We start from the raw sequence: 25,406 nt of genomic DNA, 5'->3' as shown, positions 1-25,406 counted from the left end.
TTCATCTACACCTTTCCTATCTTTAACCCAAGCAGAATCATAGCGAACAACAAGGCAACTCCCACCGCTATATAATCCATTTGCTGCAATTGCAATACCCTATAAGAAGTTCTCCCTTTACCATTTCCATAAGCACGCGCATCAATCGCATAACTCAGCTGTTCAGCACGTTGAATCGTCGTGAAGAGCAAAGGAATAATGATCGGGATGTAAGCAAATATCCGTCTAGGCGGCGATAATGCTGTAAGATCATAACCTCTTGCCTTTTGTGCGAGAAGAATACGATCCAGCTCCTCCTTGATGGTAGGAATAAACCGAATCGCAATCACTATCATTAATGAGAGTTGTTCTACAGGTACCCCCAATTTGGACAGAGGAGCTAACAGCTTTTCAAGACCATACGCTAAATCTAGCGGTTTAGTAGTTAATGTTAATATTGAGGCTAATAAGATGAGCAATATTATACGCCATACAAAACGTAATCCCATTCGCAGTCCTTCTTCAGTCACCTCAATAAATGACCATGACCAGAGGATCGTTCCTTTGGTAAACACGGCGTTATACACAAAGGTAAACAGCAAAATAAATAATAGCGGGCGCAGCCCTCGCCAGAAAAAATGAAAAGGAACCTTTGAAAAAAGTAAAATTCCGAACACAAAAAAGGTTGCAATAACATAGCTAAGACCTGTTCCAAGCGTTAGAAAGCTCAGCATGAGAATCACGATACCAATAAGCTTTGTACGAGGATCTAAACGATGGAAAATCGAATGCGTCTCCACATATTGACCCACTAATACGGAATCAGCCATGTTCATGCCCCCTCGAGTGCCAAATCGGCAGAACAGCATCGAAGATATCCTGCTCTTTACAGCTAGAAACCTCTATTTTTTGACCGGATAGTTCCTCTACTAGCTTCAATAGCTGTACGGGTTCAGGCATGGACAAACCTAATTCTATTAATAATTCTTCCTTTTCCAGAAATAATGTTCTGGGGTTATAATGCCCTTTTAGCTGACCTTTGTGAAAAACCATCACCTCATCCGAGTACTCGGCAACATCATCCATCTGGTGTGAAACGAAGAGAAGCGTGCGCTGGTCTTGTTGTTGCCATGATTTCAGCAGCTTCAACAAAGATACTTGGCTGGCTGGATCGAGCCCCGCTGTTGGTTCATCCAAAATTAGCAGCTTCGGATTCGTCATCAGCACAGAGGCAATAGCCACACGGCGCTTTTCTCCACCGCTTAATTGGAATGGATTTAAAAGGAGAATCTCCTCTGACAGACCTACTTGCGGCAAAATCCTTTCAATCGCCTCTGTAATTTGCTGACTTGAAGCCCCCTGCAGATTTAGAGCAAAAGCAAGCTCCTTATACACCGTGGTTTCGAATAGCTGATGCTCCGGATATTGAAAGACGAAGCCCAGCTCAGGGACGACCTTTAATTGTCCTTTGGCATCTCTGGGAGCAGGCTGCTGATCAATCCAATAGTCGCCTTTTACGGTGGGAATCAAGCCCTTCAGCACTTTGACAAAGGTAGACTTTCCTGCGCCCGTTGGACCGATAATCGAAATCCATTTGCCCGCAGAAAGGGTACAGTTTACATCGTGCAAAGCCACATGATCAGCATAGTTCACACTTAAATGATTTAATTGGTAGACCATTGTGATCGGACTCTCCCCTTCCAATCGGGTGTTGGCGGCGCTGCTGAATGGAGTAATGCTTGTACACGCACTGCAAAGGGCAGTTGTAATTGATAGTCCGCAACAGGCATCGTTTCAAAAAAAGCCAGTGGATCGCCGTCAAACTCAAGCCGCCCTTGATGCAGGAGTAATAATCGCTCTGCTGAAAGCACTTCCTCCATATGGTGAGTGATCTGAATAATGGTCAGACCTTGTCGATGCAGCTCTTGCATGATGGAAAGCACCTGCTGTCTTCCCTGAGGATCAAGCATAGAGGTGGCCTCGTCAAAAATAATGACTTGCGGGCGCATCGCCAGTATAGCGGCAATAGCAACACGCTGCTTTTGACCTCCAGAAAGCTGATGTGGCATAGCATCCAGATAATCCTCCATATGAACAGCCTGCAAGGCATCCTCCAATCGGCTGCGCATTTCCTCCCTTGGCACACGAATATTCTCCAAACCAAAAAGCACCTCATCCATAACGGTTGTGGTGATAAATTGATCCTCTGGATTCTGAAAAACAAAGCCGATTTGCTGATGAATTTCTGTAAGATCAGCTGGCTTTGAGGTGTCTAGGCCCTTAAATTGTATCGCCCCTTTTCGCGGCAGCAGCAAACCGTCCATTAGCTTGGCAATGGTTGATTTGCCAGAGCCATTAGCGCCAACAATCGCCACAAATTCCCCCGCTTCTATTGTAAAGCTGATATCCTCTAAGACGGGCTGACCCTTTTTATAATAAAAATGAACTTGATCGAAGGTAAGCATTTATTCACTCCCCTTTTGACGGTGCCAAGCAGCGAAAAATGCCTCAATGCTGTTCTCGGAAAAGGCAGGCGCAGGCTTATCCCATTTCGTCACCTTTGATCCATTCACAGCAAAGATTTCACCGGTTAAATCCGCATCGGTCTCGCTCAATACTGCATTTACGAAGGTAGCAATATCCTCTGGAGCGCCTATTCGCCAAAACTCCGGGAACGGTTCATTACGACTGGCATGTTTCTCTTTCAAATGATCAATGACAGGTCTGGTCATATCTGTTAAAGCGGCTGGTGAAATCGCATTTACCCTAATCTTGTCACGCTTCAACTCCGCTGCGAGTGTCCACATCATTCCGAGAATTCCAGCCTTGGCTGCACTATAATTTACCTGACCCACGGAGCCTGTTAACCCAGCGGTGGAGGTCATCAACAGAATATCGCCGCCTGTCTGACGCATATGCGGTAGTACGCGTTGAATGCTGTAATAGGTGCCATTTAAATGTACATCCAGCACGGCCTTCCATTCTTCATCTGTCATCCGTAGACACTTCTGATCCTGCAAATTGCCAGCGTTCGCTATCAACACCTCAATATGGCCGTATTTAGCAATAACCTCATCAACCATTACAGAGACCGTAACTGGATCTGCTACATTCGCAGAGTATCCCGATGCTTCACCGCCTGCCTGACGAATCTCGCGCACAACCTCATCGATTAAGACTTGTTTTGTGCCATTTACAGCCACTTTATAACCGGACTTGCCGAGCTGCACGGCGATACTGCGCCCGATCCCTCTTGTCGCTCCAGTAATTAAGGCTACTTTGTTCATGATTACACCTCTTTCACTGAAAAAGCTCCTGAAGCAATAACATCGCCAGCTTCTGTTGTAAGGATCACTTTCACAACGCAGTCATCCTCCACAAAATCAAAAATAACGACATTATCTACTTCTATAGGTTGATGAAATTTCAGCTCATACCGAGTGATCCACTGTGCCCGATGCTCAGCGAGATATAAGGATTGAGCTAATCCCATAAGATACATTCCATGTGCAATGGGCCGCTTAAATCCCACTTCAGCTGCAGCATCTTCATCTAGATGAATAGCGGCCAGATCTTGGGAAGCAGCTGCATATTGCCGGATGGCTTCAGCAGTTATGAATTTTTTCATCATGATTATCACCTACCCGAATTAACACCGTTTCTGCAGTAACTATAAGCTCACCTTCACATTTACAAACCAGTGTATGGTTGTAAAAGGTCAACTTGCCCTGCCGGCCTTCCTTTTGCACCTTGCTCGTTAATGCTAATTCACAATCTAACATCATTCCCGCTGTAATCGGAGCTTGATATGAAAATTTCTGAGTGCCGTGAAGCAAAGGTTCTCCCTTATTAAGCCAAGGAATATCGAAGGCCTGCCAAAAAATAATAGGCATCGTAGAAGGAGCAATCAGATGACCGTTAGTCGTCTGCACGGGTGCCTCAATACTCTGCGCATAGTCCGAAATCCACTCAGCTGACACATGAATCTGATGATGAATGCAGTTCATTCTACCGCCTCCACAAGCGTTGCCAGCCCCATCCCACCGCCGATGCCCAAAGTGGCAAGTCCCCTTTTATAAGGAGTACGCTGCATTTCAGCAAATAACCTCGTCATTAAAATGGCTCCGGACGCCCCGTATGGATGACCGATAGCTAATGCGCCTCCTCCAAGATTGACCTTTTCCTGTGGAATCTGAAGCTCGTTCAGTGAGGCTAGAACTTGCGAAGCAAAGGCTTCATTAAACTCTACAATATCTAAATCGGTTATGGTCAGCTGTTGACGATGTAACACCTTGTGTACAGCTGGAACTGGCCCCATACCTAAGTAGTTCGGATCTACACCTGCCGCTTGCGCATCCACTACACGCAGGATAGGCTTAAGCTTGAGTTGCCGACATTTCTCACGGGACATCATTAATAGAAGCGCCGCACCATCATTAATAGGACAAGCATTTCCAGCAGTGACAGTACCCTTTTCTTCAAAAATTGGCGGTAGCTTTCGCAGCTTATCCAAGCTCGTATTGACCCTAGGACATTCGTCGGTATGCACCCACTCTCCCTCAACCAGAAGAGGTACAATCTCCTGCTGAAACTGGCCACTTTGCTGAGCATGAACGGCCTTCTGATGGCTTTTTAAGGCATATTGATCCTGCTCTTCGCGCGAAATCCCGTACTTCCGCGCTACATTTTCCGCAGCAATCCCCATATCCGGATCACCGTAAGCGCTAGGTGTAAAATGAGCACGGGTATATAGCTGTGGAATACCCATCAAGGTCTGTGGCTTAGCCATCTTCCAGGGAGCACGGCTCGTGCTTTCAACGCCGCCTGCGAAATAAATCTCACCAGCACCGCTTTGAATAAGCCTAGCTGCAATATTAATCGCCTCTAGCCCAGAACCGCACTGCCGATCCACAGTGACACCCGGAACCGAAACAGGCAATCCCGCTTCGAGCGCTGCTACCCGGGCAATATTCCCACCCGGACCGACCACATTTCCAATAATGACATCATCGATTATATCTACAGGCAGGTTTGTCTCTGCCACAATATGCTGAATAAGCGGCGCCAGTAATGCTTCCGGCTCCAATGTACTTAATAAGCCGCCCATCCTGCCAATCGGTGTGCGTTTTGCCATGACAATCACTGCTTCGATCATACCATCGCTCTTTTCACATAGTCTTTCATCGCTTGCCGGGCAATTTTTCCGCTGCTAGTATAGATAAACTCCTCTACTGTCAGCAGCTGCTTCGGCGCTTTGTAGCTTGCTAAATACTGGCGACAATAATTCTTTATTTCGTCTATAGATAAGTGCTTTTCGCCGTTCCATTTCACGAGGACTGCCAACTGTTCTCCCCAGTATTCGTCAGGGACGCCAAGCACCATTACTTCTTGAATTTCCGGAAGATGCTCCAGCACTCGCTCTATTTCCTCTGGATAAATGTTCAACCCACCGGATATGATTCTATTCTTCAAGCGACCTGCCAGATATAAATAACCAGCTTCATCCTGATAAACATAATCTTCTAAAATAAGCCATCCGTCTCGAAAAGCTGCTTCTGTCTCGTTCGGCAATTGATGGTAGCCTAGAAATATCATATCACTAAGCACATATAACTGCCCAATCTCTCCCGTAGGGACTTCACGGAACTCTTCATCACGAATGGAAATTTGCACTCCGGGGTAGGGCTTGCCTACAGAGTTCGGATTATGCTCCTCCAGAACGTCCACATAACTAATATAGCTCGCTTCTGAGGAACCATAGGATTCATAGAGACGCGCTCCGCCGAACACTTCCATGCCCTTTTTTTTGGACAGCCAAGGCCACTTTGCACCTGAGCTAATAATCGCATCAATCTGCGTCTGCCCAGGAACAGCCTGCTGCATCATGGATTCGAGCATTGTCGGTACAACGAACAGCACCACACCCGGAATCTGCTTGCACAGTTCTAACACATGCGTGGCGCTAAATTTTTGGGTAATATGAAAGTTTGCTCCGCCATATAGACTCTGCATGACAGCGAATAAGGACAGCGAATGTACAAAAGGACCTGGCGCTAAAACATTTTTTATACAATCCAATTTAAAGGCATCATTTGATACCTCAAAGCTTTTTAACCATGATAAATGGGTACGCATATATCCTTTTGGCAATCCGGTTGTACCTGAAGTAAAGCCGATAAATAATAACTCGTTCGTCTCATCCAACTCAGCCTCTGGTTTCAGCGCATCCAGCCACTGATCATAGGAACCTGTTCGTTCATTTGAAAAAGTCAGCGTTGGGATGGCTTCGTTCATAAATACCAGATGCTTTGCAGCTTCCGGCTCAGCAAAAATCATCGACGGCTGGCACTGCTCTATAATCATCTGCAGCTCATTTGCGCTCCACTTGGGATCTAAAGGAATCGGAACACAGCCCGCATAAATAGCCCCTAAGAAAACTTCAACAAATTCAATACGATTCGTAGATAAAATAGCAATTTTGTCATGCTTCAAGCCCTTTTGCTGTAGACCATTCGCAATTCTCTGCATCGCTTGTACTAATGTTGCATAGGTATGCGTCGCTTGGGCCTGGGTTAAGGCAATGCTGTCGGGCTGCTGTGCTGCATGGCACAGTATAGGCACTACTAGATTCATCCTTCATCACACCTGTTCGTAATTTCTATGACTACCGAATATGTACACTCTCTTCGATCGGACTGATAGCACTTAAATTGAAGAGCAATAACGGCAGCTTTAACCTACGAATTGCAAGGCACACTATTAGAATTGCTACGATAGCTTATTTTAGCTTTATATTAATTTTATGTACACATTTTTCATGTAACGATTAAGCCTTCTAATGACCGGAAAAATCAAACAGCGCGCATCGATTATAATCGGTACGCGCTGGCTGTAGTGTTGTTTATTCCTTCTTTTGAACAGATGAAGGTATTCCATCTTCAGCAAAAGTAAAAGTTCGGGCGATATATAAGATAGGTGTGCTTACTGCGGTTAGTAAGAATTTCGCTAGATACGTTGTAAGCAAAATTTCAAGCCATACACTCCAGTTATACAACCCAGCAAATGCAATGGTGCAGAAGATTAGTGTATCCACAAAAGAACTGACCATCGTGCTGCCGTTGGAACGAATCCACAGCTGACTTGAGGTGCTGTAATATTTGCGAATCCAGGCGTATAACCGAACATCTAGGAACTGACTAATGAAGTAAGCAGTAAGACTACCCAGAGCTAGTCGAGGCATCAGCCCAAAGATCGTCTCTAAAGAAGACTGAGCGATATCGGTCTCTTGCGGCTTAAATACTAGTACCATCTGCATAATGACTGTCGTCATAAGCAAAGTGAAGAAACCAAACCAAACTGCTTTGCGTGCTTCCGCTCTTCCATACTTCTCATTAAGCAAATCGCTGGTCATATACAAAGTGACATACATCGTATTTCCGAGTGTCATCACAATATCAAATGGCATAGCAATCGTCTTAGCTACCTGAATGTTAGCAATTACAGTAGCGATACCTACCCAGGCATACATTCCATTTTTGCCGAACAGGCGGTAACAGAGTAGAAAAAAGGCAAAATTGACAATAACAAATAAAACTCCCCACAACAAATTGAACATATTACTTAAATTCCTCCTAGTTTTGTTTACGCGGGATGGTTACGAACCGCGGCTTACCTTATGTTTGGAACAAAACATTAATACTCTATCACACTGTCATCAAACAATCCATAAAAATAAACAAATAATGAATTGGGTATTTATACCCATTTTTATTAAATAAAAATAAAAGTGTCAGTAATAATTCATCTTTTTCAGAAAAATATGCTCTATAAACTAAAATTTTCACTATTCATCCAGAGGTTAATTATATAGAATAGTATCAAACACTTCATTCCCGATCCATTTAGTTGATATATTACATAACTATGGAATATATTGCAGGTTGCCAGACACTAGCACTCGGTAGGGAGATAGGATGTATTCCAATAAGAAATGGAGCTTCGCTGTCCATAAAAAGGGGAGAACAACAATATGTTTCGTTTCAAGCAGTCGATCAGTCGCCGATTCACGCGTTTATTGTTTGTAGTTCTATTACTCACGTCTCTTTTGTTAAGTACCAGCTTCTACTTTATATCCACCAGTATTTTCAACAGCTATGTCATGCCACAAATCAATCAAATTCTAACTGCAGCTGCTCAGGACGTATATAAGAATATTAACACCATGCATGCTCAGCAAGCACTAAAGAAGAACGAACAAGCAGCCACCAATCTTGAATTCTATTTTCAGGATAAGAAGAAGCAGCATGGGGTTGAGACTATTTTTCTAGTCAATCTTAAAGGCAAGGAAGCCGAGGTTCTGACCGTAGATCATGATGGAAAATTAAAGCGGGATGAAATTGTTAAGGTATCTTCTGCAATGCAGCAAGCTCTTAAAGGAAAGAGCGGACTAAGCGATACATACAGAGACGCCCATGGTGTACATAAGTCAGCTTATATCGGAATTCCCGGAAGTACGATGGTTATCGGAATCAGCAGTGATGTAAGCTTTATTCAAGAAAAAACAAACAGCATTCTGTGGACCAGTGCCGGGATCACTCTGCTAACGCTAATCATAGGTTCAACCGGTGCCTGGTTTATGAGCATGCGGATAACTCGTCCCATCTCTAAGCTTGCAGCTTACAGCGCCCGTCTCGCTGAGGGAGATTTCACAGAGGAATTAACGGTTAATGGCACTGATGAGGTCGCTCAGCTATCCAGAAGCTTCCAAGCGATGACCCTACGCCTAAAAGAAATGATTGGACATGTACTCGTTACCTCAAACACAGTAGTCACCGATTCCAATTCCTTAAGAGAGCGTGTAGACGTCTTAAATGAAATGGCGGACCACTCTAGCTCTTCCGTAGTAGAAATCGGCAAAGGTAGTACGACCATCGCGAGCAGTGCTCTAGATAATTCAAAAGCTATGGAAGAAATCAATTTCGGCATTCAGCATATTGCTTCAGCAGCTACCGAAGTCACAGAGCAGATCAGTGAAGCTTCCGCTGAGGCGAGTGGCGGTAATGAGATTGCTCAAAGTGCTGTTCTGCAAATGCGCCAGGTTGAACGTGCTTCTTTGCAGTCACTGGAGCAATTACAAATTATGAACGAACGTTCAGTAATGATCGGAGAAGTCGTTCATAGTATTACTGAAATTACGAAGCAAATCCAAATGCTGTCACTCAATGCTTCGATTGAAGCAGCGCGTGCAGGTGAACATGGTCGCGGCTTTGCCGTTGTTGCCGGAGAAGTACGTAAGCTTTCCGAACAATCCCGTAATGCGAATGAGCAGATCCGTGATTTCCTTCTAGGACTTCAGGAAGATATGAATCGCTCCGTTACTGAGATGAACCAAGTGAATTCTGAGGTAGCCTCTGGGGTAGGCAAGGTGACAGAAGCGGGCGATGCCTTCAATCACCTCCTGATTCTGATCCAGAGCATCAATCAGAATATTCAATCCGTATCTGCAGCTACGCAGCAAATCTCAGCAAGTACGGAAGAAGTCAGTGCTTCCGTCGAGGAAACCGCACAAATTACTTCAAGATCCCAAGAAAGTGCGGATACATTATCCGAGAACTCAGAGCGCCAGCGTATAGAGCTTGAAGGACATGCAGTAACCGTCCAACATCTCTATGAGCAGGCTAAAAAGCTTCAGGAAGCTGTACAACAATTTAAGATCTAAGCTTAAATAAAAACAGCCCGTTCACACGAAAGTGTTGAACGGGCTGTTTTTATTTAGGCACTGCATTGTCTTTAAACCCATCAACTAGTCCTTTCTTGCATAACGAGTTACCATTCATAGCTTAGTACACCATGTTAATCTTAGTGTCTCGGTGCCCAAAGAATGACCGAAACGCCGATCACACAAATAACAGCACCAACCCAGTCATATACATCGGGTGTTTTCTTGTCTACTAGCCAGCCCCATAACACAGCGAGCACGATAAACACCCCGCCGTAAGCTGCATACACTCTTCCGAAGGATGGAAACTTCTGCAACGTAGGAATAATGCCATAGCTTATCAGAATCAAAGAACCTACCAAACCGTACCAGAGAGGTCTTGATTCTCTTAGCCATAACCATACTAAGTATCCGCCTCCAATCTCAGCAAGGCCGGCAATTACAAATAGCAGAATGGCAGCAACCATGTCATCCCTCTTTCTTATCGAACTCTAAAAATATCAAATGATTCGCAAAATATGATACAACGTCATCACGGTTAGCAAGTATGTGTACAAGCAAGAATCTGGGCCACCAAACAGCTGGAGCCACAGGCATTAATAGAGTATAAAATCAGATTGAAAGAGCTGGCTACTATGCGTCCCCCGCAGGAGCCACTTACATAAAGTTGTGCTGGAGCAGCACTAATACTAGTAGCAGCACAACCTCTAGCAGCTCATTCAGCGCGCCGTACACATCGCCGGTGAGCCCGCCGAGCCGGCTGCTGATCCGCCGAGCAGCCACGGTGCCGCTGGCCCAGGCTGCAGCCGGCAGCAGTAACGCTGCCGCCAGATGCAACGGCCACGCGCCTAAGCCCGCGCCGAGCGCCAGGGGCGCAGCGGCTGCGGCTAGCGAGAGCAGCGCGGCTATCGCCAGCGCGCGCCGCTCATGCGAGGGAGCGAGGCCGGCGAAGCTCGCGGCCAGCCCCTCGTTCCCGCGGGCAATGGGATAACGCACCATTGCCCGCACCATATACCAGCGGCTCCAGATCGCTGGCAGCAAGAGCAGTGGCAGCTCGTAATAGGCGTAGCCTTCGATTAATGCTGCCACTAAAGAGGCTTTTAACAGCAAGAGCAGCACGCAGGCGAGCACACCCATCGCACCCACACGGCTGTCCTTCATAATCTCCAGTATTCGTTCCCTCGGTCGGTAGCTAAGCAGACCATCCGCGCTGTCCATCCAACCATCGAGATGCAAGCCGCCAGTAAGTCCTACCCATAAAATGAGGGTAATAACAGCGGCTGGCCAAGCCGGTAACATCCAGCCCGTCAAAGCTGCTCCAGCAGCTACGCACAGTCCGATAGCTGCACCCACCACGGGATAGAACAGCACACTTCGGCGCAGCAGCTCAGGAGAAAATCCGGGATCACTCTTTACAGGAAACCGAGACAAAAACTGAAAGGCAGCCGCGGCAGCATCCCTGCGCTCCCTCATAAGCGATACTCCCTGCTCTTAAGTTCAATTGGAATGCCAGCAGTCACTAGAAAGACCTGCTCACATTGCCTAGCGAGTAACGCGTTCATGCGTCCTGCCAAATCACGGTACAATCGACCAAGCGCATACTCTGGAACAATACCGTCCCCTACTTCATTAGTGACCAAAATGAGATTTCCTTTAAATGTACGTACACTGTCTTCAAGTCTTGTAATCTCGATCTCAATCAGTTCTTGTCTATCCGTAAATCCTTCCATGGCAAGCAGTACATTCGATAACCACAACGTTAGACAATCTACAAGGACCGCCTTCTCACCAGATAAACGCTTAAGAAGATCTGGCAAATCATAGGGCTCCTCTAACGTCTCCCAAGCATACCCGCTTTGCGAGCGCTGATGCTGATGCAGTGCAATCCGTTCCTTCATTTCATCATCAAACGCTTGTCCGGTTGCTACATAGGAGGCCTGATCTGTCAGTGACGACATCAGTTTTTCTGCGAAACCACTCTTCCCGCTACGTGCGCCACCCGTTACAAGAATACTCATTGTTTCCCAGCTCCAGAGATGCCTGCACTTTCAAAGGTGGCCATCTCGCTCAAAATACGGCATATCGCCTCTATTAAATGAAGAGACAATACGCCTCCAGTTCCTTCACCCAAACGAAGGCCAAGGTTAAACAACGGTTCAAGCCCAAGCTGCTCCAGCATCAGCTTATGTCCCTGCTCACCTGATACATGGGAACCTATCATATAGGCAATGGATTCTGGCGCAAGGGCCTTCGCGACGAGAGCTGCCGCACCCGAAATAAAACCGTCCAGAATCACAGGGATCCTAGCAGCGGCTGCGCCAAGAATCAGACCGGTCAAACCGGCGATTTCCAGTCCCCCTACTTTGGACAAAACATCCAGCGGATCTGCCGGATTCGGCTGATTCACCTTTAGAGCACGTTCCACAACTGCAATTTTATGTAGTAAACGTTCATCATCAATTCCCGTTCCTCTTCCGACGGCTACTTCAGGCGCTATTCCTTTTAGAGCACACAGAATAGCTGCACTAGCCGTTGTATTTCCTATGCCCATTTCACCCGTAATAAAAATCTCTGTCCCGTTATCAATCGCTTCTTGTGCGATTTTTATGCCTACAAGCACAGCACTCATCGCTTCCTCACGACTCATCGCAGGTCCCGCAGCCATATTATCCGTTCCCCGGCGTACCTTACGATCATTCAGATCCTCATGACTAAGATCGCCGTTAACACCGATATCTACGAACTTTACCTCTGCCCCGGCTTGGCGTGCCAGTACATTCACAGCCGCTCCTCCGCTAAGAAAATTATAGGCCATTTGCATTGTGACTTCCTGCGGAAAGGCGCTAACTCCCTCGCAGCATACACCGTGATCGGCAGCCATCACAACAACCGTCCGTTTGGTGAAGCTAGGCTGCTCCGTACCCGAAATTCCAGCGAGCTTAACAGCCAGAGTCTCCAACTGTCCCAAACTGCCCGGCGGTTTAGTTAGAATATTCAGGCGGTGCTCCGCCTTTAGGAAAGACTGTTCATCAGCTGGTGTGATTCGTTTAATTACTTCTTGAATCGTTGAAATCATATTTTAACCTCCAATTAAAGATATCCGTATCACCTATTCTATCTTATCTACACAGAAAAGCCCCCATCTATGATAGATGGGGACCGCTAGAATTACAACTTCACTTTCATAAATCCTTCAATTCTCTCCAAAGCTTCCGTCAATTTTTGTAGAGATGCTGCATAAGAGCAGCGAATATACCCCTCTCCACCGGCTCCAAACACATGCCCCGGAACCGCAGCAACACCAACCTCCTTGAGCAGCTGCAAAGCGAAATCCTCTGATCTCAATCCGGTATTAGCGATGGAAGGAAAGGCATAAAATGCACCCTCCGGCTCATGGCAAGGTAAACCAATGGATCGAAATCCACTAACCAGCAGCTTTCTTCGCTCATCGAAGCATCGTTTCATGTGTTCCTTATGTTCCATACCATTACGCAGTGATTCAATGGCAGCGATTTGACCTAGTACCGGTGCACACATTGCTGTGTACTGATGGATTTTAAGCATCGCAGCGATTAATTCCTGATCACCACAGGCATACCCTACTCGCCAGCCAGTCATCGCAAAAGCTTTGGAGAAGCCGCTAATGACAATGGTTCGTTCCATCATCCCTGGAAGAGAGGCAATGCTGACATGTTTACTGTCATAGGTAAGCTCGGCATAAATTTCATCTGAAATGACAAGTAGGTTATTCTCTTTTACAATCTGAGCAATCGGCAACCAGTCTTCGCAAGACATTACTGCTCCTGTAGGATTACTCGGAAAATTTACCATAAGAATCTTGGAACGCGGGGTAATTACCCTCCGCAACGCTTCAGCAGTAAGCTTAAAGCCCTGCTCGGCCGAAGATTCAACCTCTACCGTAACCCCCCCGTTCAAATGGGTAATCGGCGAATACGCGATGTAGCTTGGAGAAGGGACGATAATCTCATCCCCGGGTGTGATAAAGGCCCGTAGAGCCAAATCTACAGCTTCACTGCTTCCCACCGTAACCATAATCTCATTAGTTGGCTCATAACGGAGATTGAAGCTTGTGTGCAGATAAGAGGCGATCTCTTCTCTAAGCTCCAATAAGCCGGAATTTGGTGTATACCTCGTTTCCCCATCATTTAAAGCACGAATGCAGGCAGCTCTTACATGCTCCGGTGTTACAAAATCCGGTTCGCCTACACCAAGCGATATAATATCCTGATTTCCCGTACTTAGGTCAAAAAAAGCCCGAATCCCCGAGGGAGCAATCTCTCGCACACGTGGAGCAACCCATTCATTATGCATGGCTGTACACCTCTTCTTTTGGACTCTTTTCCGCTAGGGAAAGGGAAATAATTGCGTCCAGCAGTCCGCTGAAGGAGTAGCCTGCCGCTTGTGCGCTTTTTGGTAAAAGACTGGCCTTCGTCATGCCCGGTAACGTGTTCACCTCCAGCACATACGGAATACCATCCTTGATGAGCATATCCACTCGTGCATACACACTACATTTTAATGCTTTGTAGCAAGTTAAGGCTGCATCACGCACTCGCTCATACACCTCGGCCGGTAGTTCGATGACCCGTTCGTCTGCCCCGCCATCTTCGTACTTAGCGCTGTAATCGAACCACTCCGCATGTGCTGAAGTGATCCCTAAAACGGGCAACATCTCTCCATTTAGAATGGAGCAGGTGATTTCCTGGCCTTGAATGTAGCTCTCGATCAGAATCGATTGATCACAGGCAAAAGCCTTCTGTACTGCGCTCAATAATTCTTCGCTACTGCTGACCTTTTCCATTCCAATACTCGAACCGCCTGAACACGGCTTCACCATAACAGGATATCCGATCCGATCTACCGCTTCTTGAGAATAATCCTTCATACTATCCCAGCACAGCCAATCTGCCGTATTGACGTCTGAGCAGCGCATAAGCTTTTTAGAAAGATCTTTATCCATGCAAATGCTGCTAGACAAAACCCCACTGCCTGTATAAGGAATCCCCATTGTCTCCAGCGTCCCCTGAACCGTACCGTCCTCACCGTAAGCCCCGTGGAGCGCAAGCAGCGCGATATCGATTCCTTTTGCCTGCTCAATCAGCTCTTCACGTTTGGTGATCACTATTGGAGTAACTTCATATTTATTTGGATCCAGATTCTTCAAAATCTCTCTCCCGCTATTCATGGATACCTCAAACTCTGAGGACACCCCGCCCATAATTACGCCTACTTTCATCTTCATCTCAAGCACCTCTTTATCCCATTAGTTGTCGTGCTGTTCTACCAATAATCTCGATCCCCTTGCGGATATCCTCATCCGTCACTCTGGAGAAACCGATCCGTATTGTATTTTGACCCTTACCGTCTGTGAAGAATATATCTCCTGCTGTAAAAATAACCCCTTGCTCATGACAGGCTGCCAGCAGCGTCCTAGTATTAAAGCCCTCCGCGAAGGTTACAAAAAGATGCAATCCTCCGTCCCCTGATAACGACTTATACGGAATAAACTCCTTACAGCATTGCAGGGTTAGTTCATATTTCCGTTTGTATTCTGCTCTGGCTTTTTTCAAATACTTCTCTAAATGTCCGCCCAATAAGTATTGATACAAAATGGATTGATCCAGCGTCGAGGTATGAATAGTACGTGCGCGCTTGACGCTTTCGAGAGAATAGATTAACTCCTGATCTGCCAGCACCCAGCCTACGCGTAGTCCCGGAAATAATACTTTTGAGAAGCTACCTAGATAGATCACGCTGTTGCCGCTACCTGCTGCTGCGATTAGTGGAGCCACATGTGAGCCCGAATATCGTAATTCCTCGTTAAAACCATCCTCGATCACCGGTATTTGATACCGATTCATCAGCTTCATTAGCCCCTGTCTTTTCTCGGGGGACATTACAATACCGGTCGGATTATGATAAGAAGGGACGAAGTAGGCACAGTCAAAAGCTTGCTGCTGCAATGCCTTCTCCAGCTCTACCAGATCAATCCCATCACGCTCCATAGGAATTCCGGTGATCTCAAAGCCGTTCAGCTTCAGATTTTTGATCGCCGTATGATGCGTCGGATTCTCACAAATGACCGATCTATTCTTCTTGCTAAGTGCCGACAATACAATATCGAATCCCTCTGTAAAGCCATTGGTGATCAATATATCCTTGCCCTTCATTTGGGCGCCCTTGTGCTCCATATATTGCTTCAAATAGTCTATTAAAGGCTTATACCCTTTGGCATATCCATAATTCAGTAAGACGTTACCTTCCACCGACATACGATCCATAAAGGAGCGCTTCACATTATCCAGATCAAAAAGGCTTTCATCGGGTGCGATGCTCGTAAAGGAGATCGTACCCTTCTCCGCTCGTAAACCGCGCTTCATGATGTCCATTTCCTCTGCGAGTCGCGCATGATCGTTAAGACGTGACTTCCAGTCCATCGTCCAAGAGACAATCGTTTCACTGCCGGGAGGTGAAGGCGCCACATAACTTCCTTGCCCCTGAACTGTATAGGCAAACCCATCATCCTCAAGCTCTGCATACGCAGAGATTACAGAGTTGCGGCTAACCTTAAGCAGTGTGCTGAGCTCTCTTGTGGAGGGCAGCTTTTGGTTGCCTTGTAGACCGCCTTTTATTATTAAGTGCTTCATATAGTCTTTAATTTGTATATACACCGGCCGTCCGGCTATAAGCTTAAAGTCCTTAAACATCTCTCGGGTCGCCTCCATAGCTATCATGGCATAATCAAGCGCGTAAAAAAAGAACCACAGCCATAGGATTTTAATCAGGCTGTGGTTCTATGAGCGAATAAGCTGACAAATTTGATAATTTTCATTCTACGCTTGGGAAATGGTTAAGGAAGGATGACCTCCGCTTCGATTACTGCTTCTCCTTCACCAGCAGGGGTTTCAAAACCACTTAGAAACCGAGTTAGCGTGTCCTCTGTGATCGTAAACGCCGCATTGGCGTCAAAACGTTCACTCCGGATGAGCAGTCGCCGCCGCAATTCATCCGGCTGAACCTTTAAGTAAATCAGCTCCCAGACACCGCTATGCTCTTCAATTAATTGCTTATAATCGTTCCGTCTATTCCGTTGCCAAAAGCTGAAATCGACAACCACATGCTGTTTAGCCTGAATCAGATTTACTAGCTCCCCACGCAGCTTTAATTCTGATTCTTTTAAATAGGTATCATAATTCTGCTCTGGATAATCGACTCCAAAACGACCGTGAGTGGCCCAGATGTCCTCATCAATCGAGAGACGAACGAATCCTTCTTTCTCCAACTTTTGAGCAAAGGTCGTTTTACCCGACCCTGCCACACCGCACATCATCACAACGATGGGAATCGCGCTCGTACGCTTTTGCTGGAGTAAATTTTCGATGACCCTCTTTTCATACAGCATTATAAAGGATCTCCCTTCCACTTTAACTAATGTTCTACTATCTCAGTGTACTGTATCATTTTTCATTAGATTTATTATTAATTACGGCTATGATGATGGTATACTAATCGTTACAAAATACTTTCTCAAGGGATTGTGATAAGGATATGGTGAAATCAGTCCAGTTGACCTCCTAAAATGAAAAATGAATTAATTTTAGGAGGTCATAATAAATGATTTTTAACCCGATTGTCATGGATAACTGGAGCAGAAAACCCTATTTTGAGCATTATTTAAACAATGTCAGATGTACCTATAGCATGACCGTAAATATTGATATCACCCTTCTACTGTCAGAGCTTAAGCATAAGGGAATTAAGCTGTACCCAGCACTAATCCACATGATAACTACGGTGGTGAACCGTCATAGTGAATTCCGCACATGCTTTGATTCTCAAGGAAGATTAGGTTATTGGGATAGCTTGTCACCTAGTTTTACAATTTTCCATGATGATGATAAGACTTTCTCAAGCATCTGGACTTCGTACGGTGAAAAGTTTAATGATTTCTATAACCGTTATCTGGATGATATGAAAATGTACGGAAGTGTAAAACAATTTATCGCTAAAGCAAACGAACCACCGAACACCTTCCCTATTTCTAGTATTCCGTGGGTCAGCTTCACGAGCTTTAACCTGAACGTGTATAACGAGGGAACTTTCCTACTTCCCATCTTTACTATAGGAAAATATTTTCATCAAGACAAAAAAATACTATTACCAATATCGGGGCAATTCCACCATGCCGTGTGTGACGGTTACCATGCGAGCATGCTGTATAATGAATTACAATTACTTGCAGATACCTGTGAGGAATGGTTGTCCAACAATTAACCTCGTTATTCCGCTGAAGTCGAACGATAGTTAAACATAAAGGGTTCTACATATTAGATATGTCTAATATGTAGAACCCTTTTTTATTTGATTTTCTCATCAATCTCCCGAAAGATCTGCCGACCATTTCCCGTTCTGCCAGAATAATTTGAGTACCATTGCTGTTCCTGGAGAAGGCGCAACAGCGCTGTAGAATGTGACTCCCGGAACTACCTGTGCAAGGAAATTTCGGATAACACCACCATGTGTGACTACCAGCACCCTGTTTGTTATTACCTTATCCTTGTTTTCTTTAATTGATGCCTGCACAAATGGATCCTCAGCCGCTCGGCCCAAATCTAATAGAAAGCTGCGCACCCGTTCGTCAAACTGCGCCCATGCTTCTCCATCTGGTGGTGTAACCGTGGAAGGATTATCAATCCAGCTTCTATACAGTGAATTATCCTTCAATTCCTCATAAGTACAACCTTCGAAAGCTCCAAAATTCATTTCACGCAACCGCTGATCGTAGATAGCTACCTTCTCTAGCAAAGGTGATATGTAAGCTAGTGTTTCCCGACATCTAAGCAAATCGCTGCAATATACACGCAAAAAGCCATTTGATGCTTCAAGCCCCTGTTCGGTCAACCAACCAAGCGGCTGTTTTAGCTGAGATAGCTGGTCCACTGCACTTGAAAGCAGTGGGAGATCCGTATGTCCTAAGTAACGATGTTCTGCATTCCACTGAGTTTGCCCGTGGCGAACGAGTACTAGTTCTAGCTCTATAAGAGGAAACGCCATGTCTAGCATCAGCCCCCGATCCAGATCCACGCTATAGCTGCGCAGACAGCAACAAATATTGAAGAACAGAGCATCATCATCCGCGAGGTCTGAATAATATCATCCGGCTCCATAGACCGTACCGGGTCACCCATGTATGCCCGGAAAGAAGCCATACCATGGTACACGTTCTCGCCACCGAGCCGGATACCGAGGGCGCCTGCAACAGCAGATTCTGGATAGCCGCTATTCGGGCTTGGATGGAGTCGTGCATCCCGCTTCACCATCTGCAGGCATCTCCGCCAATCCAGATGAAGCACCCATGCACACAGAGCCAAGAGCAGTGCCGTTATCCGCGCTGGAATAAAGTTGGCGACATCATCTAACCGAGCGGATGCCCAGCCGAGATCACGGTATTTATCATTCTTATATCCCACCATGGAATCGAGCGTGTTGACTGCCCGATAAGCCATAGCAAGCGGCGCGCCACCGATGAGCGCGTAGAACAATGGAGAAATAATCGCATCGACGATATTCTCTGCTACAGTCTCCACCGTGCCGCGCACAATTTCCGGGGGATCTAGTGTGGTCGTATCACGTCCCACGATCATCCCCAGTGCCTTGCGAGCTGCAGGAATATCACCTTTACGGAGTTCCACGTACACCGCCATCCCTGCATCCTTTAGCCCCTTGGAGGCAATCGTGGTTGAAATCAGCCATGCCTCGGCTATCCAGACGAGCCAAGGTGAGATAAACGACAACAGCCATAGAAGAATGGCAGTCAGTGCCCAAGCGCCGCCCGCCACACACAGCGGAAGTAATATCCCCGCTCTTCGCAGGCTTTGCGGACGGGACCATAGAAGGCGGATCATCCGCTCCAGAGCCGTGATCGCTTTGCCCATTCCAATTACAGGATGGGGCAAGCTCCGCGGATCACCTACGATCCGGTCAATCACATAAGCCGCAAGTAGTACCAATGCGATTGTCACAGGCGATCACCTCTGAACAATCTCCAACATCTCCAGCAATTCCAGCAATTCATTCTCATTAGCTGTCCTTCCTTGCCTGCACCGACAGCAAGCTTCCTGTCACAGCGCTATACACAAGGCGGCCGATAGCGCCCCCCAGATCGGTAGCTGTTCCGGCGTAAACATGCTCTGCATTGTATCGCCCGCTTTGGCTCACAGCCAGTACGATCGCATCCGTAGTTGTTCCGGTTGCGATCAAGCCATTCTCGGGATCGGTAATCCCGAGATCGGCCAGAGCAGCAGCTTTGGCTTCGACAGCTGTCTGCACAGCATTGACCATGGCCGCCGGTGTCAGGCGGCCATCAATACCTAGCATTATGTTAATCGTACCCGGTCGATAAACAGCTAGCACATTGCGTTCCACACCAGCGCGCGCAGCATTTCCTGCGGCAGCAGTAACGCAAACAAAAATCCCCGCGGAGCCAGTGTCTTCTTCAGCTACCGCTGCATGCTCAAGCGGTACAGCCGTCATCAGACCCGCACAGCCAGATAATGAATAACCCCAATTGCGCAGCTTATTCTCCATATCCTGAACTGGATCACTACATTCATAATTGCGGTCAACATATAAATTGACAGCCCTCTCTAGTCGATTCATTCCTCCACCATAGAACGCACTCGATAAACCATCTGCTTCAGCAGGCAGCTCTAGTAGCAGATGGTTTCCCTTCCACTGTAAAGCAAGCCCCGGCCAGATGGCCGAGTGGTACTCCTTTACGCCTCCAGCGAGGTTAAATGGAATCTTCACTTGCACCATTTCCCGATCCAGCTCCTTTCAACGCTCATCCGTTTCTTTAACCAGCTCCACGGCCGCTCTTTCTCTTCCCAGCCCTCTCACTCATAAATCGCCTATTCCTCTAATTCAGCAAATATTCTATATCCACCTTAGCACCTGTCCCTCAACCCATTTATTGCACTTTGTACAACAGATTTAGCTAGATACACTGGCAAAATCCATTCTGTTGTATTTCGTGCAATAGAATGTCACGTAAGGGTCTGTTTCGCGCCAATTTTCAAAATTCTATTGTACAGAGTGCTATAGAATCGAATTTCTACTCATCCTAGGCGTATTCTGTTGTACAAAATACAACAGAATTCACTTTCGAGGGTATCCATCAAAAAACACCTAATCAAAATATGTCACAACCTTGGGCATGCGAGCTGAAGCATCCAATCCGGCCTCAAACCCTATTCTTTTGCGCTATATAGACCACTTAGCAGTTTACTCTCAGCCTTCTGCGCAACATGAATCACTCAGGCAGCTGACTCCCAACCATCTCCACTGCACCAATCATGTAAATGGTACCCCATCAGCACCCTGCGCTGCACCAGTCACTTCCCCGCCAGAATCTTCCCCATCTGATTCAGCAGTCGGACATTATCCTCATGTCCCTTAACGGCAACCCTGATATGCCTTTCTCCTAGACCTGGGTACATAGCGCAGCTGCGCACCAGTATACCGGTGCGCCCAAGACGGGTCTGCATCTCCGCCGCGCTCCATGACGAAGGCAGACCACAGAGCAGAAAGTTGGCTTCTCCTGGCGGCACATCGCAGCCCAGCTGCATAAGGCCTTGCCGCAGCAGCTCACGCTCCGCCTTTATCAGCTCGCGCGTGCGACGTTCATACTCGTGCCCACACTCAAGGCAAGCTTCACCGGCTAGCAGCGCCAAGCCGTTCACGCTCCAAGTGACCTGCTTTGCGGTCATCGCCTTTGCAAGCTCTGGATGCGAAATTGCAAACCCAAGACGCAGTCCAGGAATCGCGTAAAATTTCGTCATCGACCGTACCAGTATCGTATGCGGAAACTGCTTCAGCTCCGGCAGCAGCGTATTCCGTTCAGCCTCTGGAATAAAATCAATAAAAGCTTCATCCACAGCTAAATAAGCTCCGCAGCTCTCTGCCTTCTGCGCTAGCCAGCGTAGTTCATCCACCGCATACTGAACGCCATTAGGATTGTTCGGCTGTCCAAGGAACAGCAGCTCAACCTTCTCCAGCAGCCCGGCAATCTCGTCCACTCCAGCTCGAAACTGCTGTTCCCTTGTCCCCTGAACAGATAATACTTCTGCACCGAATTGCACAGAAAGCTGTCTATACTCAGAGAAACAAGGTTCTACGATGCCCACCCTTTTCGGGACGATCGCAAGGAGCAACAATGCCATAGATTCTGCTGCTCCGTTACCTACGGTCAACCAGCTACTATCTATGCCGAGATCCTCTGCTAGCAGGCTTTTGAAGCGTCGGTGTCCAGGGTCCGGGTAAGCAACCACCGTAGACAATGCTGTTTTAAGCAGCTCCAAGACCGCCGGTGGAGGCCCGAGAGGATTGATGTTGGCACTGAAATCGAGAAATGTGCCGCCAGCTTCCTCATATAGTTCCGAAGCCGTTAGCAAATCACCGCCATGGCCGTATTTTTCAAGCATATTTACACTCCCTCTATCAACTATCTCCTGCTCAATATCTATGTCTTTGCCACCATTATTGCGTCTTTGCCGGAAATACGTCAATGCTTCCCCGGAGGAATCATCTGAATCCCGCCTCTACCCAAACCCTCTTTCAGAACTACGAAGCTATCTCTTTTGTTAAAAAACCGCTTTTGGTTTAAAATGAGAACTGTAATCAATTTTGCTGCAACGGAGGAATTCACTATGATTTTTATTGATAACACAGGGATTACTGACGCTTCCATCAATTTGGCGATTGAGGAATATGCGCTGAAACACTTGCCGATGGACGAGAGTTACCTGCTTTTTTATATTAACAGCCCATCTATCATCATCGGTAAACACCAGAATACGATTGAAGAAATCAATCAGGAATATGTTAAAGAAAATGATATTAAGGTTGTGCGTCGTTTGTCCGGCGGTGGAGCTGTCTATCACGATCTCGGAAACTTAAACTTCAGCTTCATTACCAAGGACGACGGCCAATCCTTCCATAACTTTCTGAAATTCACCCAGCCGGTGATCGACTACTTGCAAAGTATGGGTGTAAACGCTGAGCTTAGTGGACGGAATGACCTTCAAGTCGGCGAACAAAAAATTTCCGGAAACGCTCAATTCTCCACACGTGGACGCATGTTCAGCCATGGCACACTGATGTTTGATCTCAATTTGGACAATGTACAAGCCTCTCTAAAAGTAAATCCAGAGAAGTTCAAATCGAAGAGCACCAAATCCGTACGTAGTCGCGTAGCCAACATCAAAGAGCTGCTAGGTACAGACATGACCATTGAAGAGTTCCGCTCCGGCTTGCTGCGTTCGATCTTTGGCATGGAGCCATCCGAGGTTCCTCAGTACAAACTTCAGGAAGCAGACTGGGTCAAAATCCACGAAATTTCCAAAGAGCACTATCAGAACTGGGATTGGAACTACGGTCTGTCGCCAAAAAGTAACGTCAAACACACACGCAAATTCCCTGCTGGAATTATTGATATTCGTATGGATATTGAAGATTCCCTCATTAAGGACATCAAAATCTACGGTGACTTCTTTGGGGTTGGTGACGTAGTCGATGTTGAAAATGCCCTTCGTGGCAAACGTTATGACGAGGCTGAAGTTAGAGAAGCATTAGCTCATCTAGATCTGAAGCATTATTTCGGACGTATTGAACCGGAGGACTTTATCGGACTGGTTTTCTTAGAGGAATAGTTATACAAAAAATAAAGGGGCCTGCTTATCCTCTGCGCAATTTGCGTAAAGAATAGACAAGCCCCTCTTTCATATTCATTTTAGTTCAAGGAGAAAGTATAAATACATAGACAACGAACGCTAGAGTCAGCATGATGCAGATGTTCTCTACGGCTCCACCTTTTTTCGTGCCTGTACTCATTAGCTTGAGACGCAGCTTAAAGGGGATTGGCGGCAATGGTGTAATTCCTCTTTGAGTAAGGGAGTCTGCCAGTAGATGAAGTGCATACGACATACCGCCAGCTATCCATAGACTGCCACCGTCATTTATACCGGCTGAGGCGAAATACAATAAGGCGCTCCAGCCCGCAACACCATACAAGGTATGTGTCAGGCCACGGTGTGGGACAATCGATGAAACGACGAGCACGCACGCTGCAATGTAGTTCCATGGATCATAGGCTTCCCCGAAGGCAAAAAGTGCTATGGCGATTAAAATCATGACCAAATGGCGCAGCTTTCGGCTTGGAAGGAATGATACACTACCTACAAGCAATGCCAGCACAATATTCCAAGGGCGTTCCACGATTCCGGCAAAATAGAGATAAATTGCCGCGCCTATCAAAGCAATTTGCAGCGCTCTCAATAGAAACTCTGGAATCGCCTTGCGCACGAGCAGCGAATTCGGTTCATCGATATCAGGCAGCAAAGAGCTTAACGCTGCGACCGCAATAACTGGAACCGTAATCTCGTGTGACATCAAGCTAATTACAGATAGGGTAACCCCAGTGCTGATTATTAAATGGGATCTGCCCATCATGGTGAAACCGCTCCTTTCTAAGATGCGAAAAACAAGAACAAATGTGCGGTTATCGAAGTATATCAAGACCCTGTTTTTTTGTCTAGCCTAATCCCTTAAATCCCTTTAAATATAAGCCTTTGAGCGATTCCTATCTTGTCCTCCCCATGAATATACGATACAATTTGGACAACTTGACCTTGTCGTTCTTACAAGGACGGCATTTGCCGAAGAGAGGATGACCTTAGAAGTGAAGCGTTCCCGTATGGCCGATTTCAGCCTGCTACTTGTGGCGATGATGTGGGGATGCACCTTTCTGATTGTTCAAAATGCTGTCAAAGTGCTCCCTCCACTCGCGTTTAACAGCATCCGCTTTACAGGTGCTGCCCTGTTGCTGGCTCTAATCACTTTTATTTTTTACCGCAAGGAGTGGAAGCAGCTAAGCTTCCGCATGGTACGCGATTCTCTGCTGCTAGGCCTTTTTTTGTTTATGGGCTATGGCTTCCAGACCATGGGACTTCTATATACAACCACCTCCAATACCGGATTTATTACCGGGCTATCGGTCGTATTGGTTCCGTTTCTCTCTCTGGCGCTACTAAAGCATGCCATTTCACGTTACACTTGGTTCAGCGCGGCGCTTGCCGCAGTAGGTCTTTACCTGCTGACCTTCACAGGCTCTGCTTTGTCCCTGAATAAAGGTGATGCTCTTATCCTGCTATGCGCCATAGCTTTTGCCCTGCAAGTCGCATATACTGGCGTTTATGCACCTCATTATCCGGCTTTGCCGCTGGCAACCTTGCAGCTCGCCTTCGTTGGACTGTTCAGCATTGTCGCTTCGCTTATCTTTGAAGGAGCTGCACCGCTGGCACACAGCGCAGAGCTTATCAAGGACCCAGACGTTCTCTGGGCGCTTTTAATCTCTATTGGCCCTACCAGTGCTTTTGCTTTCTGGATTCAAACCGCCTGCCAGAAATACACTACGCCTTCCCGGGTAGCCATTATTTATGCCACAGAACCTGTATTCGCTGTGCTGACAGGCTTAGCCTTTGGCGGAGAAACGCTTGGTATGTCCGCTCTGCTCGGTTGTGGTTGTATTCTGGGAGCTATGCTTATGGCAGAGCTGAGTCCGGAACCGGGTCAGAATCAACATAAGAAGAATTATTTTTCCAAATTACATTTATTTAGAAAGAGATAAGGA

At 46.7% G+C, this 25,406-nt stretch carries 26 protein-coding genes and 1 riboswitch; of the genes, 4 read left to right on the top strand and 22 right to left on the bottom strand.

Going from position 1 to position 25,406, the window contains the following annotated elements:
• Window positions 1-5: 5 nt before the first annotated feature.
• From ACN6MV_RS06505 to ACN6MV_RS06465, 9 genes are all read right to left on the bottom strand, one after another.
• Window positions 6-809 (bottom strand): energy-coupling factor transporter transmembrane component T family protein, encoded by an 804-nt coding sequence (locus ACN6MV_RS06505; RefSeq protein WP_419885954.1) that lies wholly within the window; start codon window positions 807-809, stop codon window positions 6-8.
• On the bottom strand, window positions 802-1,659 hold the full coding sequence (locus ACN6MV_RS06500) for an ATP-binding cassette domain-containing protein (protein ID WP_042124990.1): 858 nt from the start codon (window positions 1,657-1,659) through the stop codon (window positions 802-804). Before ACN6MV_RS06500 ends, ACN6MV_RS06505 begins: the two co-directional genes overlap by 8 nt.
• Window positions 1,644-2,444 (bottom strand): energy-coupling factor transporter ATPase, encoded by an 801-nt coding sequence (locus ACN6MV_RS06495; RefSeq protein WP_042124988.1) that lies wholly within the window; start codon window positions 2,442-2,444, stop codon window positions 1,644-1,646. Before ACN6MV_RS06495 ends, ACN6MV_RS06500 begins: the two co-directional genes overlap by 16 nt.
• The gene (locus ACN6MV_RS06490; RefSeq protein ID WP_419885953.1) at window positions 2,445-3,266 is read right to left on the bottom strand and encodes an SDR family oxidoreductase; all 822 of its coding nucleotides are present in this window, start codon (window positions 3,264-3,266) and stop codon (window positions 2,445-2,447) included.
• Between the two features lie 2 nt (window positions 3,267-3,268).
• Window positions 3,269-3,610 carry a MaoC family dehydratase gene (locus ACN6MV_RS06485; protein WP_419885952.1) on the bottom strand — a complete coding sequence of 114 codons (342 nt, stop codon included), beginning with the start codon at window positions 3,608-3,610 and terminating at the stop codon, window positions 3,269-3,271.
• A complete protein-coding gene (locus ACN6MV_RS06480) occupies window positions 3,585-3,986 on the bottom strand; it encodes an FAS1-like dehydratase domain-containing protein (protein ID WP_042124981.1) in 402 nt (133 codons plus the stop codon). The genes ACN6MV_RS06485 and ACN6MV_RS06480 overlap by 26 nt, the downstream gene beginning before the upstream one ends.
• The gene (locus ACN6MV_RS06475) at window positions 3,983-5,134 is read right to left on the bottom strand and encodes a thiolase family protein (protein ID WP_042124979.1); all 1,152 of its coding nucleotides are present in this window, start codon (window positions 5,132-5,134) and stop codon (window positions 3,983-3,985) included. Before ACN6MV_RS06475 ends, ACN6MV_RS06480 begins: the two co-directional genes overlap by 4 nt.
• Window positions 5,131-6,612: an AMP-binding protein gene (locus ACN6MV_RS06470; protein ID WP_419885951.1), complete on the bottom strand. Its 1,482-nt coding sequence runs from the start codon at window positions 6,610-6,612 to the stop codon at window positions 5,131-5,133. The genes ACN6MV_RS06475 and ACN6MV_RS06470 overlap by 4 nt, the downstream gene beginning before the upstream one ends.
• 268 nt (window positions 6,613-6,880) lie before the next feature.
• Window positions 6,881-7,594: a queuosine precursor transporter gene (locus tag ACN6MV_RS06465; protein WP_042124975.1), complete on the bottom strand. Its 714-nt coding sequence runs from the start codon at window positions 7,592-7,594 to the stop codon at window positions 6,881-6,883.
• Window positions 7,595-7,604: 10 nt separating this feature from the next.
• A riboswitch (PreQ1 riboswitch) is annotated at window positions 7,605-7,650 on the bottom strand.
• 358 nt (window positions 7,651-8,008) lie between these two features.
• Here ACN6MV_RS06465 and ACN6MV_RS06460 point away from each other — a divergent pair.
• The gene (locus ACN6MV_RS06460) at window positions 8,009-9,697 is read left to right on the top strand and encodes a methyl-accepting chemotaxis protein (RefSeq protein WP_042124973.1); all 1,689 of its coding nucleotides are present in this window, start codon (window positions 8,009-8,011) and stop codon (window positions 9,695-9,697) included.
• 140 nt (window positions 9,698-9,837) lie between these two features.
• Here the strand turns inward: ACN6MV_RS06460 and ACN6MV_RS06455 are convergent, their stop codons facing one another.
• The 8 genes from ACN6MV_RS06455 to ACN6MV_RS06420 form a co-directional block, all read right to left on the bottom strand.
• Complete coding sequence (locus ACN6MV_RS06455) at window positions 9,838-10,164, bottom strand: YnfA family protein (protein ID WP_042185628.1); 327 nt, start codon at window positions 10,162-10,164, stop codon at window positions 9,838-9,840.
• Window positions 10,165-10,354: 190 nt separating this feature from the next.
• Window positions 10,355-11,170, bottom strand: coding sequence for an adenosylcobinamide-GDP ribazoletransferase (gene cobS, locus ACN6MV_RS06450; protein WP_419885950.1), 816 nt, complete (start codon window positions 11,168-11,170; stop codon window positions 10,355-10,357).
• Window positions 11,167-11,715 carry a bifunctional adenosylcobinamide kinase/adenosylcobinamide-phosphate guanylyltransferase gene (gene cobU / locus ACN6MV_RS06445; protein WP_419885949.1) on the bottom strand — a complete coding sequence of 183 codons (549 nt, stop codon included), beginning with the start codon at window positions 11,713-11,715 and terminating at the stop codon, window positions 11,167-11,169. The genes cobS and cobU overlap by 4 nt, the downstream gene beginning before the upstream one ends.
• Entirely contained in the window at window positions 11,712-12,773 is a 1,062-nt protein-coding gene (cobT, locus tag ACN6MV_RS06440; protein WP_076118062.1) for a nicotinate-nucleotide--dimethylbenzimidazole phosphoribosyltransferase, read from the bottom strand. Before cobT ends, cobU begins: the two co-directional genes overlap by 4 nt.
• Window positions 12,774-12,865: 92 nt before the next feature.
• Complete coding sequence (locus ACN6MV_RS06435; RefSeq protein ID WP_076118064.1) at window positions 12,866-14,029, bottom strand: aminotransferase class I/II-fold pyridoxal phosphate-dependent enzyme; 1,164 nt, start codon at window positions 14,027-14,029, stop codon at window positions 12,866-12,868.
• Window positions 14,022-14,954 carry a D-alanine--D-alanine ligase gene (locus ACN6MV_RS06430; RefSeq protein ID WP_419886719.1) on the bottom strand — a complete coding sequence of 311 codons (933 nt, stop codon included), beginning with the start codon at window positions 14,952-14,954 and terminating at the stop codon, window positions 14,022-14,024. Before ACN6MV_RS06430 ends, ACN6MV_RS06435 begins: the two co-directional genes overlap by 8 nt.
• 19 nt (window positions 14,955-14,973) lie before the next feature.
• Window positions 14,974-16,425, bottom strand: coding sequence for a PLP-dependent aminotransferase family protein (locus ACN6MV_RS06425; protein ID WP_042124962.1), 1,452 nt, complete (start codon window positions 16,423-16,425; stop codon window positions 14,974-14,976).
• A gap of 143 nt (window positions 16,426-16,568) precedes the next feature.
• Window positions 16,569-17,120 (bottom strand): AAA family ATPase, encoded by a 552-nt coding sequence (locus ACN6MV_RS06420; protein WP_419885948.1) that lies wholly within the window; start codon window positions 17,118-17,120, stop codon window positions 16,569-16,571.
• Between the two features lie 212 nt (window positions 17,121-17,332).
• On the opposite strand from ACN6MV_RS06420, the gene catA reads away from it, so the two are divergent.
• Complete coding sequence (catA, locus tag ACN6MV_RS06415; RefSeq protein ID WP_341110970.1) at window positions 17,333-17,992, top strand: type A chloramphenicol O-acetyltransferase; 660 nt, start codon at window positions 17,333-17,335, stop codon at window positions 17,990-17,992.
• A 99-nt stretch (window positions 17,993-18,091) separates the two neighbouring features.
• Here the strand turns inward: catA and ACN6MV_RS06410 are convergent, their stop codons facing one another.
• The 4 genes from ACN6MV_RS06410 to cobD form a co-directional block, all read right to left on the bottom strand.
• Window positions 18,092-18,772 carry a histidine phosphatase family protein gene (locus tag ACN6MV_RS06410; RefSeq protein WP_419885947.1) on the bottom strand — a complete coding sequence of 227 codons (681 nt, stop codon included), beginning with the start codon at window positions 18,770-18,772 and terminating at the stop codon, window positions 18,092-18,094.
• A gap of 8 nt (window positions 18,773-18,780) precedes the next feature.
• Window positions 18,781-19,740, bottom strand: coding sequence for an adenosylcobinamide-phosphate synthase CbiB (cbiB, locus tag ACN6MV_RS06405; RefSeq protein ID WP_419885946.1), 960 nt, complete (start codon window positions 19,738-19,740; stop codon window positions 18,781-18,783).
• 58 nt (window positions 19,741-19,798) lie between these two features.
• The gene (locus ACN6MV_RS06400; protein ID WP_076118075.1) at window positions 19,799-20,536 is read right to left on the bottom strand and encodes an adenosylcobinamide amidohydrolase; all 738 of its coding nucleotides are present in this window, start codon (window positions 20,534-20,536) and stop codon (window positions 19,799-19,801) included.
• Window positions 20,537-21,111: 575 nt separating this feature from the next.
• Window positions 21,112-22,200 (bottom strand): threonine-phosphate decarboxylase CobD, encoded by a 1,089-nt coding sequence (gene cobD, locus ACN6MV_RS06395; protein WP_419885945.1) that lies wholly within the window; start codon window positions 22,198-22,200, stop codon window positions 21,112-21,114.
• A gap of 225 nt (window positions 22,201-22,425) precedes the next feature.
• Here cobD and ACN6MV_RS06390 point away from each other — a divergent pair, with 225 nt between their 5' ends.
• Window positions 22,426-23,427: a lipoate--protein ligase gene (locus ACN6MV_RS06390; RefSeq protein WP_042124951.1), complete on the top strand. Its 1,002-nt coding sequence runs from the start codon at window positions 22,426-22,428 to the stop codon at window positions 23,425-23,427.
• Between the two features lie 85 nt (window positions 23,428-23,512).
• Here ACN6MV_RS06390 and ACN6MV_RS06385 read toward each other — a convergent pair whose 3' ends face one another.
• Complete coding sequence (locus tag ACN6MV_RS06385; RefSeq protein ID WP_419885944.1) at window positions 23,513-24,226, bottom strand: metal-dependent hydrolase; 714 nt, start codon at window positions 24,224-24,226, stop codon at window positions 23,513-23,515.
• Between the two features lie 229 nt (window positions 24,227-24,455).
• On the opposite strand from ACN6MV_RS06385, the gene ACN6MV_RS06380 reads away from it, so the two are divergent.
• Window positions 24,456-25,403: a DMT family transporter gene (locus ACN6MV_RS06380; RefSeq protein WP_076284092.1), complete on the top strand. Its 948-nt coding sequence runs from the start codon at window positions 24,456-24,458 to the stop codon at window positions 25,401-25,403.
• Window positions 25,404-25,406: the final 3 nt, after the last annotated feature.

It is taken from the genome of Paenibacillus sp. B-A-8 (assembly GCF_048572915.1).
Classification (GTDB): domain Bacteria; phylum Bacillota; class Bacilli; order Paenibacillales; family Paenibacillaceae; genus Paenibacillus_AQ.
This window is presented reverse-complemented; position numbering and strand designations above follow the sequence as displayed.

Coding starts and splice junctions, on each gene's coding strand:
- ACN6MV_RS06495 (WP_042124988.1), bottom strand. CDS start 2,444: ATGCTTACCTTCGATCAAGTTCATTTTTATTATAAAAAGGGTCAGCCC.
- cobD (WP_419885945.1), bottom strand. CDS start 22,200: ATGCTTGAAAAATACGGCCATGGCGGTGATTTGCTAACGGCTTCGGAA.
- ACN6MV_RS06465 (WP_042124975.1), bottom strand. CDS start 7,594: ATGTTCAATTTGTTGTGGGGAGTTTTATTTGTTATTGTCAATTTTGCC.
- ACN6MV_RS06400 (WP_076118075.1), bottom strand. CDS start 20,536: ATGGTGCAAGTGAAGATTCCATTTAACCTCGCTGGAGGCGTAAAGGAG.
- ACN6MV_RS06430 (WP_419886719.1), bottom strand. CDS start 14,954: ATGAAAGTAGGCGTAATTATGGGCGGGGTGTCCTCAGAGTTTGAGGTA.
- ACN6MV_RS06420 (WP_419885948.1), bottom strand. CDS start 17,120: ATGCTGTATGAAAAGAGGGTCATCGAAAATTTACTCCAGCAAAAGCGT.
- ACN6MV_RS06385 (WP_419885944.1), bottom strand. CDS start 24,226: ATGATGGGCAGATCCCATTTAATAATCAGCACTGGGGTTACCCTATCT.
- ACN6MV_RS06505 (WP_419885954.1), bottom strand. CDS start 809: ATGGCTGATTCCGTATTAGTGGGTCAATATGTGGAGACGCATTCGATT.
- ACN6MV_RS06455 (WP_042185628.1), bottom strand. CDS start 10,164: ATGGTTGCTGCCATTCTGCTATTTGTAATTGCCGGCCTTGCTGAGATT.
- ACN6MV_RS06435 (WP_076118064.1), bottom strand. CDS start 14,029: ATGCATAATGAATGGGTTGCTCCACGTGTGCGAGAGATTGCTCCCTCG.
- ACN6MV_RS06490 (WP_419885953.1), bottom strand. CDS start 3,266: ATGAACAAAGTAGCCTTAATTACTGGAGCGACAAGAGGGATCGGGCGC.
- cobS (WP_419885950.1), bottom strand. CDS start 11,170: ATGAGGGAGCGCAGGGATGCTGCCGCGGCTGCCTTTCAGTTTTTGTCT.
- catA (WP_341110970.1), top strand. CDS start 17,333: ATGATTTTTAACCCGATTGTCATGGATAACTGGAGCAGAAAACCCTAT.
- ACN6MV_RS06410 (WP_419885947.1), bottom strand. CDS start 18,772: ATGGCGTTTCCTCTTATAGAGCTAGAACTAGTACTCGTTCGCCACGGG.
- cobU (WP_419885949.1), bottom strand. CDS start 11,715: ATGAGTATTCTTGTAACGGGTGGCGCACGTAGCGGGAAGAGTGGTTTC.
- ACN6MV_RS06485 (WP_419885952.1), bottom strand. CDS start 3,610: ATGATGAAAAAATTCATAACTGCTGAAGCCATCCGGCAATATGCAGCT.
- ACN6MV_RS06500 (WP_042124990.1), bottom strand. CDS start 1,659: ATGGTCTACCAATTAAATCATTTAAGTGTGAACTATGCTGATCATGTG.
- ACN6MV_RS06475 (WP_042124979.1), bottom strand. CDS start 5,134: ATGATCGAAGCAGTGATTGTCATGGCAAAACGCACACCGATTGGCAGG.
- ACN6MV_RS06390 (WP_042124951.1), top strand. CDS start 22,426: ATGATTTTTATTGATAACACAGGGATTACTGACGCTTCCATCAATTTG.
- cobT (WP_076118062.1), bottom strand. CDS start 12,773: ATGATTTCAACGATTCAAGAAGTAATTAAACGAATCACACCAGCTGAT.
- ACN6MV_RS06425 (WP_042124962.1), bottom strand. CDS start 16,425: ATGTTTAAGGACTTTAAGCTTATAGCCGGACGGCCGGTGTATATACAA.
- ACN6MV_RS06470 (WP_419885951.1), bottom strand. CDS start 6,612: ATGAATCTAGTAGTGCCTATACTGTGCCATGCAGCACAGCAGCCCGAC.
- ACN6MV_RS06480 (WP_042124981.1), bottom strand. CDS start 3,986: ATGAACTGCATTCATCATCAGATTCATGTGTCAGCTGAGTGGATTTCG.
- ACN6MV_RS06460 (WP_042124973.1), top strand. CDS start 8,009: ATGTTTCGTTTCAAGCAGTCGATCAGTCGCCGATTCACGCGTTTATTG.